The organism is Halobacteriovorax sp. GFR8, from assembly GCF_050955245.1.
Taxonomy (GTDB): domain Bacteria; phylum Bdellovibrionota; class Bacteriovoracia; order Bacteriovoracales; family Bacteriovoracaceae; genus Halobacteriovorax_A.
In genome coordinates this window covers 1,694,587-1,708,697 of sequence record NZ_JBPBLR010000002.1, presented here as the reverse complement: position 1 = coordinate 1,708,697, position 14,111 = coordinate 1,694,587, and the positions used below count along the sequence as shown (strand labels likewise).

The 14,111-nt window shown below is 36.8% G+C and carries 12 protein-coding genes; 6 read left to right on the top strand and 6 right to left on the bottom strand.

Features of this window, described 5'->3' with window-relative positions; translation table 11 throughout:
• Positions 1-224: 224 nt before the first annotated feature.
• From ACRXC1_RS08580 to ACRXC1_RS08570, 3 genes are all read right to left on the bottom strand, one after another.
• The gene (locus ACRXC1_RS08580) at positions 225-695 is read right to left on the bottom strand and encodes an ankyrin repeat domain-containing protein (protein ID WP_433658073.1); all 471 of its coding nucleotides are present in this window, start codon (positions 693-695) and stop codon (positions 225-227) included.
• The gene (locus ACRXC1_RS08575; protein WP_433658071.1) at positions 696-2,033 is read right to left on the bottom strand and encodes a D-alanyl-D-alanine carboxypeptidase; all 1,338 of its coding nucleotides are present in this window, start codon (positions 2,031-2,033) and stop codon (positions 696-698) included.
• Positions 2,034-2,096: 63 nt separating this feature from the next.
• Positions 2,097-2,732: a MarC family protein gene (locus ACRXC1_RS08570; protein ID WP_392911793.1), complete on the bottom strand. Its 636-nt coding sequence runs from the start codon at positions 2,730-2,732 to the stop codon at positions 2,097-2,099.
• A gap of 671 nt (positions 2,733-3,403) precedes the next feature.
• Between ACRXC1_RS08570 and ACRXC1_RS08565 the strand changes: the two genes are divergently transcribed.
• Entirely contained in the window at positions 3,404-4,990 is a 1,587-nt protein-coding gene (locus tag ACRXC1_RS08565) for a hypothetical protein (protein ID WP_433658069.1), read from the top strand.
• Between the two features lie 50 nt (positions 4,991-5,040).
• On the opposite strand, the gene ACRXC1_RS08560 is transcribed toward ACRXC1_RS08565, so the two are convergent.
• The gene (locus ACRXC1_RS08560; protein WP_392911788.1) at positions 5,041-5,730 is read right to left on the bottom strand and encodes a hypothetical protein; all 690 of its coding nucleotides are present in this window, start codon (positions 5,728-5,730) and stop codon (positions 5,041-5,043) included.
• 258 nt (positions 5,731-5,988) lie between these two features.
• Here ACRXC1_RS08560 and fusA point away from each other — a divergent pair, with 258 nt between their 5' ends.
• Positions 5,989-8,154, top strand: a complete 2,166-nt coding sequence (gene fusA, locus ACRXC1_RS08555; protein WP_433658066.1) for an elongation factor G — start codon at positions 5,989-5,991, stop codon at positions 8,152-8,154.
• Between the two features lie 180 nt (positions 8,155-8,334).
• Here fusA and corA read toward each other — a convergent pair whose 3' ends face one another.
• Both corA and ACRXC1_RS08545 read right to left on the bottom strand, forming a co-directional pair.
• The gene (gene corA, locus ACRXC1_RS08550) at positions 8,335-9,384 is read right to left on the bottom strand and encodes a magnesium/cobalt transporter CorA (protein ID WP_433658064.1); all 1,050 of its coding nucleotides are present in this window, start codon (positions 9,382-9,384) and stop codon (positions 8,335-8,337) included.
• Between the two features lie 66 nt (positions 9,385-9,450).
• Positions 9,451-10,542, bottom strand: coding sequence for a hypothetical protein (locus ACRXC1_RS08545; protein WP_433658062.1), 1,092 nt, complete (start codon positions 10,540-10,542; stop codon positions 9,451-9,453).
• Positions 10,543-10,695: 153 nt separating this feature from the next.
• Here ACRXC1_RS08545 and ACRXC1_RS08540 point away from each other — a divergent pair, with 153 nt between their 5' ends.
• The 4 genes from ACRXC1_RS08540 to ACRXC1_RS08525 all read left to right on the top strand — a co-directional run bounded on the left by ACRXC1_RS08540 (position 10,696) and on the right by ACRXC1_RS08525 (position 14,048).
• A complete protein-coding gene (locus ACRXC1_RS08540; RefSeq protein WP_433658060.1) occupies positions 10,696-11,313 on the top strand; it encodes a hypothetical protein in 618 nt (205 codons plus the stop codon).
• Positions 11,314-11,444: 131 nt separating this feature from the next.
• Positions 11,445-11,960 (top strand): hypothetical protein, encoded by a 516-nt coding sequence (locus tag ACRXC1_RS08535; RefSeq protein ID WP_392911780.1) that lies wholly within the window; start codon positions 11,445-11,447, stop codon positions 11,958-11,960.
• An 85-nt stretch (positions 11,961-12,045) separates the two neighbouring features.
• A complete protein-coding gene (locus tag ACRXC1_RS08530; RefSeq protein ID WP_392860459.1) occupies positions 12,046-12,945 on the top strand; it encodes a LysR family transcriptional regulator in 900 nt (299 codons plus the stop codon).
• 8 nt (positions 12,946-12,953) lie between these two features.
• Positions 12,954-14,048 carry a hypothetical protein gene (locus tag ACRXC1_RS08525; RefSeq protein ID WP_433658057.1) on the top strand — a complete coding sequence of 365 codons (1,095 nt, stop codon included), beginning with the start codon at positions 12,954-12,956 and terminating at the stop codon, positions 14,046-14,048.
• Positions 14,049-14,111 lie beyond the last annotated feature (63 nt).

The following is a 14,111-nucleotide window of genomic DNA, read 5'->3' as shown; positions in this document are numbered from 1 at the left end:
TAAGTTGTTGATATTATTATGAGCAACCTTGGTTTGGTCATATAAAAAGTTGGCACGGTCATTGCTTTATTAATAGTATCAATGGTTGGACGGCCTTGGTTCTTTAATAAGAGTCCCAATATCACTTCTACCGGCCATGCTGAAAAACAGGAATCTGTTTTTTTCTCTTGTTCTAAAATCCTATCTTTTCTTCTTAAAGTAAAAACCAAGGCCCAATTTTCTTTTTAGTTTAAACCGGCCTCACTCAAAATTTTAATACACTCAGGACTACCGTTTCTTCTTGCATAGTCCATTGCATTTTTACCGTGCGTATCTTTAAGTTGGAGATTGGCACCTGCTTTAATTAATGCTCTTAAGACGTTTGGATTACAGTTTAAGCTCTTGTCCATGGCCATGGTGAAATGTCTATTGTTAAAGATGAGATTGGGATTAGCGCCACTTTTCAGAGCTTGGATAACGAGATCCTCGCGTTCGTCTGCCAGGGCCCCTAAGAGTTTGTGGTTGGCCTCATCTTTTTTAGAAATAATTTTTTTAGGCTTTTTTAGTGCCGCTTGCTTTTGTGCAATTGATGATTCAATTGCATTAATTGGAGTAGGTTCCTGAAATTTCTCTTGTACCGTTTTTGTACTTTCATTAGAGATATAAGTGGCAAGTCCGATTAGTAAGATGACGATTGGGATTACAGTTTTATTCATTTAGATTTCTTCTACCGTACCTTCTAGTGGTATAAAATGTCTTGGTTTCATATAATTCTTGATTTTTTTTGCACCACCAAATTCTTCAATCATAAACTCGGTCATTAGGTCTTGAACGATCTTCGCATTGTATTGGTCTTGGCCATTTGACTTAAAGACATGATGAAAGTGGCCAAAAAAGATTGGACCTTGTTGCGTTGAAATTTTTCCTGCTAAAGACTTTGTATTCATGAGGGTTCCAGTTTTTGCTAGAATGGCACCGCGATTTCTTTGTGAGTTTAGCCTCTTTGAAAGAGTTCCAATATCAATACCTGCAACAGGGAGAACATGTTCAAGAGAATTGCCTGTTTGGTGTAAGCTGTTTTCAAGTTCGAGATACGCGCTTAAGACGATGGCACATGTAGCATGGTTATCAACTCTTTTGCCGTCGACTTTAGAATCAAGGCCAGAGCCCGTATATAGCTTAATGTTCTTTTCATTCTCTTTGAACCCAACTCTCTTTTGATAGTAGTCGTTTCCGAGTTTCTCTTCGACTAAGTTTTGTAAAAACCAGCTCGAGTATTTCTCTGCTCCATAGCTCTTATAAGTAATATCAGAAAGCCAATTATGTGAGACAGAGTTTTGAAACTTTAAATAAGTAAGTAAGCCTGGAGACTTTATTAGATAAGTCCTGTTAATATTGTTGAGTGGATTTGATTTGGCATAGAGAATTCTTTTAACGCTCATTTGATATGCGGAAGCTTTAAGTGGGAGCCCTAATTCTCTTAGTCTGTCTTCTCCTGTTTTTTCTAAAAACTCATTAAGTCTTGTTCTGATTTTCTTATTACTACTCAGGTTAAAGTATTCTTGCAATTGTTCAATATTATACTCTTTTGAATACCAAGCTTCACTCATGCTCATATATGGCCTTAAAGCGATGGCAAAAATAGGAGTGTTGTCATCAAAGCTAATTGTATCGAGTTTCGTGATCCCATTTGCATTTAGTGCTGCAATTAAATAGAAGATTTTCTCTTCACTAAACATCCCATCATTTGAACCCTCTAGGTGAATGCTATTTCCATTAGAGTAGACTTTTGTTTCATAATGAAAGTTTGGGCCTAATGTTTCAAGTGCCATTAGTGAGGTAATTGGCTTACTCGTTGAGGCCAGACGGCTTTTTAAGTGTGCGTTTCTACCAAAGACTTGACCTTGATAAATATAGCAGAAGCCGTGCTCGCTCGGGTCTAAGTTAAATTCTTTTGAAAGGGATAACCACTTCGCCTCAATTGCTTGATGGTTAGACGCATGAGCAAGTGATAGTGTGATAAATATAGTAACTAGGATCTTTAAAATAAACATGAAGCCTAATTCTAAAGAATATAAATTCTTCGGTCAAGAAAGGCGTACGCAGTGTGTTGAGCTTTAAAGCTTTGCTTTCAGAATCGGTAGAATTGAAGCAAGGCCATTTGTTATCATTTCAACTGACATGGCCAAGAGGAAAAGACCCATGACTCGTGTTGTGACATTTACTCCTAATTGACCAACTTTTTCACTAATACGATTAGCGTTAATAAGGGCAATATAAATACAAAGAACGGCCAGGAAGATAATTGGAATACTTAGGGCCCAATCAAGTGGTGAGGTCAAATTCTGAGCATAGATGATGGTTGTTGAAATTGCTCCAGGGCCAGCTAATAGGGGAATGGCAAGTGGTACAATCCCGACTTCTCGAATTGAGTCATCATCCATCTCTTCTTGAGTCAGCTTAGACTCAACGTCCTTAGCATTGATCATGGAAGTTGCCATTGAGAAGATTAGTATTCCTCCTCCTACAGTGAAGGCACCAATAGAGATCCCAAAGAAGGACAAGATTTTTTTTCCAATAAATAGAGAAATGATTAAGGTAACAAATACTGCAATTGAGCAGACTCGTACCATGCTTCTTCTTTGGGTTTTTGAAAGGTTCTTCGTAAGCCCCATAAACATTGGAAGTGCACCAATTGGGTTTACGACTGATAATAATGCGACAAAGAAAGAGACCATGATACTAAATTCCATGAATTTATTATGACGACTTTCAAAGATTATTCAAGTTAGTTTTTTGTTAGCGTCATCTGCAGGAGCAGATGACGCTATTCAACCCAGCGAGTCCCAGGAAGGGACGAGTCGGGTACAGTTCTTTGAAGAGTTAAATAATTTTATATTGAATGAATATCTACGCACAACAGGGCAGGAGCAGATGACGCTATTCAACCCAGCGAGTCCCAGGAAGGGACGAGTCGGGTACAGTTCTTTGAAGAGTTAAATAATTTTATATTGAATGAATATCTACGCACAACGGGGCAGGAGCAGATGACGCTATTCAACCCAGCGAGTCCCAGGAAGGGACGAGTCGGGTACAGTTCTTTGAAGAGTTAAATAATTTTATATTGAATGAATATCTACGCACAACAGGGCAGGAGCCGGAGCTGACTGACTCAAGAATCAAAGAGCGCAGCTCGCGTGATTCGGTTACCAACCTAAAAGTGACCTTAATAAACTCTCTTAAGCTAAAGTATAGATTTGTACCTCAACCATTTAATAGTACATAAGCGATGGAAATAATTAATGTTTTTCAGGCATGTCGTAATGAAAAAAGTTTAGATTTTCTTCAAGTGTTTTTATTTTAGTTCGATAAAGAAATAACATGTTTATCTGCTGAGGTATCTATTAAGTATTTAATTTTTATTTTGTCTGTCCTTCTTTTAACTTCATGTGTTTCTCATGTCGATTTTGATTTTGAGGATGAATCTGGTTCTTCCTCAGGTGATGGAGAAGGAAAGGTTGTTACAACAACAAATTTCTCGTTCTTAATGATCAACAACACAGGGGCCGGCAACGAAGTTTATCTAAGTGAAGGCTTAGCTGCTGACACGGTTCAAATCCCTAATGCTAGTTTTTCCTATTCGAAGATGTCTAATACTGATACGCAGGCATCCGATTCAATAGGGAACCACTACACATTTTCTAATGGTATTATTGTAGCAGGTTTTAATTCTCCAAATTACGACATCATTCTTATTGATAAGAATAATAACTTTAATGTTCTGGCAACTATTCCTGGTTTTGGTGATACCCAATCAGATCCAATTTTTTTAAATCGAGCTGGAAATCAATTATTCTTTATTATTAAATCTGCTGCTTCAACTTATGATCTATGGGTGACTGATACGACAGTTGCAGGAACTAAAATGCTGAAAACTGTTACGGATACATATTACAGCTCTCCAGTCATGAAGGATCGAAATGTTTCCTTCAATGGTAAGCTGTATTTTAGAGGAGGCGATGCTGTAAATGGGCCTGAGCTATGGGTGACGGATGGCACAGTTAGTGGAACAAGAATTGTTGATGATTATATACCTGGAGCCGCGGGACTTGATCCGCGAAAGTTTATGGTTGTTAATAATTCTCTCTATATTTATTCATCTACTAATCGAACGATTTATCATATGGGAGAAGACGAAGTTATAACAGAAGTTTCGTCTTTACCTGGTACTGTTTCTAATGTGAGATTTAATGAAAATGAGTTAGCATTTAATGATTCATATTTTTGTTTTCAATTATCTGCTTCGACGGGGGGCCATCTCACTTGTGTCAATACTGACACTCAAGTTGCAGAGTCAAGATTTTATACATCAAATGCACATTTTTTAGGTGAGGAAAATGGAACGTTTTACTTTGTAGAAGATTACGATATAAATCCGGATCCGATGGTGACGGATTTAAGAAGCAGAATTTATGAAACAAGTGGAGAGATAACTTCGCAAGCACCTATTCAAATTCACGAAATGAACGCACAAGTAAACGGTATCAACTATAGTCAGACTAATTATGAAAATACCAATGGGATTATTAGCCATATAAGGTACATAGAAGATGGAGTCGGCACTAAGCATATGTTTGTCAAAATCAAGGATTCTGTCGTTACTGAAATTGATAATTTAATTTACCCATACATTACAGATCCAACGATTAATCAAATAACTCTCTATACGTCTTATCGTTCATTTAGAACAAATAATCCTGGAACCTTTGTGTATATGGTCAATGATGGTGCTCAAGTTGTAACGGTTTTGCAATCTGACGCAACAGCTGCTGGTACTCAAATTGTTAAACAAGTTGACATGGCCGATATCATTGCAAATATTTCAAGCGGCAATGCAGCTCAAGGATACGCTAAGTTTTTAGTTGGACTACTTGATGGGATGTCGATTGTGCGCCCTTATGATTTTAGTGTGGATCAGTACTTTCATGCCAATACTAGTGTGTTAAACTAATATCAGTAAAAAGGCCGGAATTATCCGGCCCATATAATATCTCAATTTAATCAGTCGTCGATATTATCCCAATCAAGATCTTTCGATATTGTGACACCAGAGATTGTTTTCTGGATCTCTTTCTTGATGAAAGGGAAGTTGATTGCTTCGAAGTTATACTCGTTTAATAGACCTTCTTCCATAACCTCATCAAACGCAATAAGGATATTCTTAGGCGCGGCCTCAACAAGGTGAGTGAAGTAGAAATCTTCTGGCAGTTCTGGAATATCAATTTGAGCGTCTTCTTGTCCTTCCAGAATTGCTTCATTCATAGCAGCTTCAGCTTGTAGTGCCATAATTTGCTTAACTGGAGACTCTTCACTTGTATCACGTACGATAAGAGAACCCTTGATGTTGGCAGGGTTTATATCTCTAGTGATATTCCAGCTGGCAATATTAAAAAAATCTAAATAGAAAGTTGATTTTCCATACTTAATTTTTCTTGGAATTTGCAGTTGTGTAAGGAACTTACGCGTTGACTCATCTTTTGACTTACGTGCAAGTTTTTGGGCAAGCTTTGCGTCTTGAACACGAATAATATAAGCACCGGCCTCTTTTGTTGACTTAAATAACATATATTGGAAGGCCACACTGAAGAGTGTGTATAATTTATGTTGTCCAAGGTGGATTCGTGACGCGTCGCTTTCGACAAGGGTTTTAACAGACTCATAAAGGTCTTGTTTACTAAGTTGAGAAGACATTCAGTTTATTCCTTTTAATTTGTGCGAAAGATTTTTTAAGAATTAGGTCATTTTTTGTCAACACGTTTGTCAAAAATAAATACTTAAATATTCTTTATTTTAAGCTCAAAAAAGCCTTATAACTCGTTGACTTGAATGGCATTTTTCACTAATATGCAACACTGATTATTATAACTTATGAACGATACTATATAAATTTGGTCATCCATTTTTATTTGGACTCAATTAAATATTAACAACCTCAAAACGGAGTTAAGAATGATTAACAACAAGCTGATGGCGAAAACGAGAAACATCGGTATTTCGGCGCACATCGACTCTGGTAAGACTACTCTTTCAGAGCGTATCCTTTTTTATTGTGACATGATCCACAAGATCGAAGATGTTCGTGGTGGTGGTGCTGGTGCAACTATGGACCACATGGAACTAGAGAAGGAAAAAGGGATTACAATTACATCTGCTGCTACGACAGCACACTGGAAAGGTATTAGCGGTAAAGGGACAACTTTTGCTGACGGTGTTGAAAAAGACACTCGTATTAACCTAATCGATACTCCGGGTCACGTTGACTTCACTGTTGAGGTTGAAAGATCACTACGTGTACTAGATGGTGCAATCCTAGTTCTTTGTTCAGTATCTGGTGTTCAGTCTCAGTCAATCACTGTTGATAGACAGATGAAAAGATATAACGTTCCAAGAATGGCTTTCTTAAACAAGATGGACCGTATGGGAGCAAACCCATTTAATGGACGTGACGCACTTAAAGAAAAACTAAACCACAATGCTGTTCTTATGCAAATCCCTATTGGTGCAGAAGATCAGTTCACAGGTGTTGTTGACTTAGTAACTAAGCAAGCAATGTACTTTGATGGTGATAACGGTGAAAACGTAAGAATCGAAGAATGTCCAGCTGAACTTGTTGAGCAAATGGAAGAACTAAGATCTGAAATGGTTGACGCTGTAGCTGAATACGATGATGAAGTAATGGAAGCATACCTAGAAGGTAATGAGCCAACTGAAGAACAACTTCACATGTGTATTAAGAAAGGTGTTCAATCTCTTCAACTTACTCCAGTTTTCATGGGGTCTGCATTCAAGAATAAAGGTGTTCAGGCACTTCTTGAAGCTGTTGCAAGATACCTTCCTTCACCACTTACTTGTGCACTACCAACTGCTGTTGATTCAGATACAGATGAGACTGTTACAATTAATCCAGATCCAGCAGAAGATCTACTTGCTATGGCATTCAAGATCACTGATGAGCAATTTGGTCAGCTGACTTATACAAGAATTTATAGAGGTACACTAAATAAAGGTGATACTGTTTATAATACAAGAACTGGTAAGAAAGTACGTATCGGACGTATGGTTCGTATGAACTCTAACGATAGAGAAAATATCGATTCAGCTCACGCTGGTGATATCATTGCTATCGTAGGTATCGACTGTGCATCAGGGGATACATTCGTAGGTAACGACGATAACTTAAACCTTTCTCTTGAAGGTATCCACGTTCCAATCCCAGTTATCGAGCTTTCGATTTCTTGTAAGGATAAGAACGAGCAAGCGAAGATGTCTAAAGGTCTTGCAAAATTCATTAAAGAAGACCCGACATTCCACGTATACACTGATGAAGAGTCAGGTGAGACACGTATCGCTGGTATGGGTGAGCTACACCTTGAAATTTACGTAGAAAGACTAAAGCGTGAGTTCGGTGCAGAAGTACAAGTTGGTGCTCCTCAGGTTAACTACCGTGAAACAATCAGAACTGAAGCTACTTTTGATTACACTCACAAGAAGCAAACAGGTGGTTCTGGTCAATTTGGTCAAGTTGTTGGTCTACTTAAGCCACTTGCTGAAGAAGACAAGGATAAAGAAGATCAAGTATTTAAATTCAATAACGAAATTAAAGGTGGATCGATTCCTAACGAATTCATCGGTGCCTGTGAAAAAGGTTTCCAAGATGTTATGGATAAAGGTCCTCTTGCTGCATTCCCAGTTATTAACTGTGAAGTATTCTTAAGAGACGGTAAGTCACACGACGTTGACTCTTCTGATATGGCATTCCGTATTGCTGCAAGACAAGCGATGAGACAAGCTATCAACAAAGCACAACCAGTTCTTATGGAACCAGTTATGAAAGTTGAAGTTACAACTCCAGATGAATTCCAAGGTTCTGTAATTGGTGACCTTTCTTCAAGAAGAGGGATGATCCAAGGTTCAGAAACTGATCCAGGTGGAGAAGTTATCATCAATGCTGAAGTACCACTTTCAGAAATGTTTGGTTACTCAAATGACCTAAGATCTATGTCTCAAGGTAAAGCATCATACACGATGGAATTCGCAAGATACGTAGACTGTCCTTCAAATATCCAAGAGACAGTTATGAAAGAACGTAAAGAAAAACTTGCTAATGAAGATTAAAAATTAATATGCCCAAAGGCATATTGAATTTTTAATCTGCTCCCAGAGCTTGAAATTCAGATTTACAATAAAGACGGCCGGTTTATACCGGTCGTTCTTTTTTCAGGAGCAATGGGAAGGTTATCGCAACGGAAGGGACGCTAGTCTAGCGCCCACCGTTTGAAATTCAAAAAAAAACCTTTAATCTCCAAACCACTTCTTTCGTTTAAAATATTTGTATATCCCGATACCAGTAGTCGCTAGTACGAGGAGGGTAAGATGATAGGCGTACTTATACTCCAGCTCTGGCATATTTTTGAAATTCATACCATAGATACCAGTGATGAAGGTTAGGGGGATGAAGATTGTTGAGAAGATCGTAAGGAAGATCATGACTTCATTTGTTTTTTTATTAATGTTACTTAAGTAGTGATCATAGAAGCTAGATACGAGCTCTAGATTTAAGCCTACTGCTTCATTAATTTGTGTACAGTGATCGCGTGTATCCTGAAAATAAAAAAGAACATCCTTGCTTAACAGATGATTATTAGTTGCAATAAGATTTTTTAAAATATCACTAATCGGGTATATTGCTTTTTTTAGATAGAGTAGTTCCTTTTTTAGCCAATATACATCATCAACGATATTTATATTTTCCTGACTTAATCCATTTTCGATATTTGAAATTTCATCATCTAGCTTTTCGATAATTATAAAGTAACTATCAATGATTATATCAATTAAGCAATAGAATAGTAGGTCCGCTTCATTGTTTCGAATTAAGCTTTCTTTATTAGTTAACTGTACTTTGATTCTCTCGAATATATCATTAGGTGATTCACTAAATAAGATCACAAGGCCATCTTTCAAAATGATACTAATTTGTTCTTTAGAAAAAGTTTCTTTACTCGCGTTGAATTCAATTGTTTTTAGACTCACATATATGTAGTCGTCGTGTACTTCTATTTTTGGACGTTGTTTAGCGTTGAGTATGTCTTCGAGTGTGAGGCCATGGATACCTACGCTTTTCGCAATAGATTTTGCAATTGCCGTATCGTGAATACCATCAATCTCTATCCAATGTATTTGAGTTTTATTCAACTTATCAAATAGTAACTCTTTAATATCAAAGAAGTGTCGTTCATTGAGTTTCTCTTTATTGAAACTAAATACATTAATTGTAACACTTTGATCAGTTGACGTATTTCCAACGTAATTAGTCTTCCATGGAGTTATGACTCTTTTTTCCATGTTTCAATTCTTGCATAGAAACTGATGGACGACGTTGTAAATTATTATTAAATAAAAGTTATCCTTTTATTTTGCATGAATGACTTTTAAGACACTACTTGAAAGAGTCTTTGCATCTACCCAAATTTGTCCCTTCTCATCAACTTCCCAGGCCGGATCATAGTTTCTATAATCGCCCCAGCTATTTCTAACAAGGTATTGACATGAGTTGTCCTTGGCCTTTCTTTGGCCAATAACAAGCACAGAATGATTACTACAGCTTCCATTCATCGCAGGTAGTGAGCGCTTAAAACTCTTTTCTTTTTCTGTTAAGACTTCGGCACAGATATCGACGATCACTGGTAGCTGGTTTCCTGACTCAAGGCTTGAACTAATATTTTGGATAATTTGTGGGTTTACTTCAGCAACTTGAAAACGTTGCTTAAACTCTTCATCGGTTTCACTATAACCAATATCACTAGGAGAGTAATCAAGATATTCAAGCTCTGGAAGGTTAAGTTCAACTTTATTGTTTTCGCATACTTTCTCAAAAATAACTTGTTCTCTTAAGTAGAAGCCTTTTTTGGAAACAGCTTCTCCTATCGTTTTATCGTCGACTATATTAAAAAACTCTTCAGTAACTCCACGAAGTTTTAATTCGTTCTTCACTGTTTCGACTTTTTCTTCAATTGATTTATTTGCATAAAATTCATAGACGAATGGTTCCCAGAATGTATTTGGATCTTTAATACCTATTGATGTCAAAAAGTTCTGATCACAGCTGTAGCCCTGTTTTAATTGTTTAAAGAGAATATTAATTTGGCCTACTCCAAGTCCTGAGCGGCCAGCGCCTCTAGAGATATTAGAGAGTAGATTTACACTGCTGCCATTTGCTCTTGTCGGAGATAGCTTTGTTTGAAGTGCTGTTGTAATCGCTGATGTAATATGTCCTCTTGCTTTTAAGTCATTTTGTATAACGGCATCGATAAATTGCGAACCTGCAAAAGCGTAACACATTTGTGAATCTTTCTTCTTTCCATACATTTGGTCATGAATTGGCAAATTCTTAAAAGGGGCATTGTCTCCCTGATCAAGACGAATTTCTTGACAGTCATTTGCATAGATAGATGTTGAAAGTAGTGTAAGTGTTGTGACGAATAATTTTTGAAGTTTGATCATCTGATAAATATACAATGGATAGTATAGAGTTTTTCATTTGATGTAGAAATTCCTTTAGTGTTCATATTTAATACAGCACTAACTTATTTTCAAAATCACAAAAGAAATTATCTTGATTTGCTATTGTAAAAAAAAAACTAACAAAGGAATCTTATGAAGCTCGCATCGACTCTTTTACTAATCACTTCATTAAACTCATTTGCACTAAGTGGACAAATTAGGGATATAAAGGCGGTCAATCAATATGATGATAATGCTAAGAGAGCTCTCGTTATAGAGGGGAGTCATGCTCATTCTAAGGTTTCTCTGGGTGTTAGCAACTTTGGTGTTAAAGATGATGAATCATTAAGTGTGCGTGTGATTGATATTTCGGGGGTCGATGGATCAATTCCTGACGACTTCTATGTACGAGTTGCCATAGATGCCTATAGCCCTGAACACATTGGAAATGAAAGTATCGTTTATATACTGCCTGACTTTATTACTGAACATGGTGATGTAAGTGAAGAGCTCGTAACTGGTGATGAGATCACTTTAGAGGGGCGTGACTTAAATAATATTGAAATTGATAAAGGATATGGAAATCGTGTTATTCGTCTAGAGCTTGGTAGGGAGCGTTTTACAAAAGATTCTGTCTTTGGCACTTACGCGCTAAATCCAGCACAACTTGAAATGGTTGAGCGTGGAGAAACTCTTCGGTTAACTCTAGAAGACACGAGAAGGCATAAGAGAACACTTGCTACTGCGATAATTGAAATATCTAAAAAATAAACCTTTCTATCGTGGCCGACTAAAAGTGACCAAACTTTAAACTGATCTGTTAAATCTGTTCACTTTTTAGACGGCCTAAGTCTTTGAATACCCTTAAAAAAATTGGCACTATCATTGCTTCATCTATTCATGTGAAGAAACTTATAATCGCTCTATTCTTGATGGCCGCAAATGCACAGGCAATAAACCTTACATATATTTATGGAGGGATTACGCCACATATACAAAAGCCTACAGGTCCAAATGCTAGGCCTCTTTGTAATGAGTTATCAGAGGGAAGCGGAGTCATTTACAATGAATTGCACTCAGTACGATTCAACTATGCTTATGACTGGTCCACTGGACTACTTGTAGGGGAGAATTCGTACTGTGAGCCCATTTGGGGTGTAACCCAAAGTTATAACTTTTATCGCAATAAGTATGTTGAGATTAATGGTACAGCAGGCTTCTATCATTTTGATGAAAATGGTTTTGATTTTAGTGAAGGAGCGTACTTTGCAAATATTGGTGACTTCTACTTTGTTCCAATCATTGGTGCAGAAGTAAACTTTAGTCTTTACAAAGATAAAGACTTTCAAATATCTTTCATGAACCTGCTTACTCCAGTTATTACAAACCATTCCTTTGGAGTAACGTTTTTCTTCTAATTTACAATTATTTGACAGAGTTGTTATTTACAAATGTTCATTTTTGGTATAAGGTATAACTTATACTTAAGATAAGGTTAAAATTATGTTAGAAACAAGCCAATTACAAACACTCGTGGCCGTGGCCCGTGCAGAAAGCTTCTCTCGTGCAGCTGAGGACTTAAATGTAACTCAATCTGCCATCTCGCAATCAGTTAAGAACTTAGAGACAAAAATAGGTGTTAAGGCCTTTAAGAGGACTGGCAAGAAGGTTGTTCTAACTCAAGAAGGTGAAAAGCTTTATGAGCTTGCTACAAATTTTCTAAACGATATGGATGAGACTCTTGTCCAAATCAAAGATAATAAGGATGAGATGAAGGGGAAGATACGCATCGGTACTCTTACTGGTGTTGGGAAGTCTTGGCTTGCTAATGAACTCTTAACTTTTGCTGAGAATGAAAAAGACCTTTCAATTCATATTTCTCTAGGCTTTCAAGAAGATCTAATTAAGAGTTTTGAAGAAAATAAGATCGACTTTCTTGTACTCCCTGAAGGTGCACTACCTAAGGCCGGTGAAAAACTTCTTCTAAGTGAAGAGGCGGTAACTCTCGTTTATCCAAAGGGTAACCCTTTTAATATTACAGAACAAACATCTCTAGATGAATTAACTAAGATGCCTACGGTACTTTTCGAGCAAGGTGATCGTCTTTACTACAATTGGTGTGTGGCAAAGTATGGTAAGAAGCCTAAGAAGGTAAATGTTCGTTACTCAATTAACTCTCATGGAAATATGCTACAGGCCGTAAAGAGCGGGCTTGGTATTGCAGTTGTTCCAAATCATGTACTAAAGCGTTGGTACTATAGCGATGAAATCGAAACTCTAGGAAAGGCGTTTGAAGTTTCTAATGACCGTTTCTACATTGTCTACCACAAGGAATCGACAGAGCTAGTTCGAATTAGAAAGACCATTGAAATGCTTACTAAAGAGGCCAATCCATTTCTTTAAATCACATCATGAAGAAATATGACCTTTCAAATATTCCTAACTCAATTCAACTTTTTATTAGAAAGAGTTGGGAGAAAGGTTTTAGACTATGCCTCGTTGGAGGTAATGTTAGAGATTGGTATCTAAGAAAAAAATCGACAGACTTTGATTTTGAAATCAGACATCTTCAAAAATACGAAGGTGAAGAATGGATTAATTATCTAACAGAGAATTTCCCTGAGGCCAAGTATATTGGGATGGGAGTCTTCCGTATCAATCTTGGGGAAGCCGAAATTGAGTTTTCTTCTGCACGTTTAGAAGAATTTAATGATGATATAGGCCATAAGAATTTTACACCTAAGTTTTCAAGCTTCTTATCTTACGAGCAGTCATTCAAGCGAAGAGATATAAGAATTAATGCTATCGGTGCACAGTTCAGTGTAGTTGATGATAGGATCGAAATTGATATCATTGATCCTTTTGGGGGCCTAAAAGATATAGAAAATAAAAAAATTAATTATATCAATAAGGACTTCTTTAACGATCCCGTAAGACTTCTTAGAACAATTCGCTTTAGTATCAATACAGGCTTTGAAATAAATGAAGATCAAAATTTTAATAAGTTTGATCTGCGAAAAATTTCTCTTCATTACCTAAAGTATGAATCTTCAAAGTGTAAGGACTGTCAGCTATTTGTAGAAACATTTGTCTCTCTTGTAAAGCGCCATCATATCAAGCTACCACAGGCCTTAAGTGAAATAGTGCTACTTGATGAAAATTATCTCATTAGTGATATGAATTCAATTGAAGAAGTTGTTCTTTATAATAATGCTGGCTTTAGTGAAGAACTTTATTCTTTTTTTGCTATTAAAAAAAACCAATATAAGAAGATTCTAAATTTTATAAATGCTAGGAATGCTCTTATTGAAAAAGATTGTATCGAATTACGAATTGAATTAATCAATTCGATTAGTCGTCTCGAGGACGATAGTCGACTGAAGAACTATGACTTGTTCACAAAGATAAGAAATGAATTAGCTGAACATCGTTCTAAGGTCTCTAGGAATAAGGCGATTAAGGCCTTGGCCGAAAAAGAGCTAGGCAAAAATCTCCTAAATAAATAACGCACTAGATTTCTACCCAAATTTCATGCCATAATGTAAGAAGGAAAATCCTTCTTGGAGGAA

Coding starts and splice junctions, on each gene's coding strand:
- ACRXC1_RS08580 (WP_433658073.1), bottom strand. CDS start 695: ATGAATAAAACTGTAATCCCAATCGTCATCTTACTAATCGGACTTGCC.
- ACRXC1_RS08575 (WP_433658071.1), bottom strand. CDS start 2,033: ATGTTTATTTTAAAGATCCTAGTTACTATATTTATCACACTATCACTT.
- ACRXC1_RS08570 (WP_392911793.1), bottom strand. CDS start 2,732: ATGGAATTTAGTATCATGGTCTCTTTCTTTGTCGCATTATTATCAGTC.
- ACRXC1_RS08560 (WP_392911788.1), bottom strand. CDS start 5,730: ATGTCTTCTCAACTTAGTAAACAAGACCTTTATGAGTCTGTTAAAACC.
- fusA (WP_433658066.1), top strand. CDS start 5,989: ATGATTAACAACAAGCTGATGGCGAAAACGAGAAACATCGGTATTTCG.
- corA (WP_433658064.1), bottom strand. CDS start 9,384: ATGGAAAAAAGAGTCATAACTCCATGGAAGACTAATTACGTTGGAAAT.
- ACRXC1_RS08545 (WP_433658062.1), bottom strand. CDS start 10,542: ATGATCAAACTTCAAAAATTATTCGTCACAACACTTACACTACTTTCA.
- ACRXC1_RS08540 (WP_433658060.1), top strand. CDS start 10,696: ATGAAGCTCGCATCGACTCTTTTACTAATCACTTCATTAAACTCATTT.
- ACRXC1_RS08530 (WP_392860459.1), top strand. CDS start 12,046: ATGTTAGAAACAAGCCAATTACAAACACTCGTGGCCGTGGCCCGTGCA.
- ACRXC1_RS08525 (WP_433658057.1), top strand. CDS start 12,954: ATGAAGAAATATGACCTTTCAAATATTCCTAACTCAATTCAACTTTTT.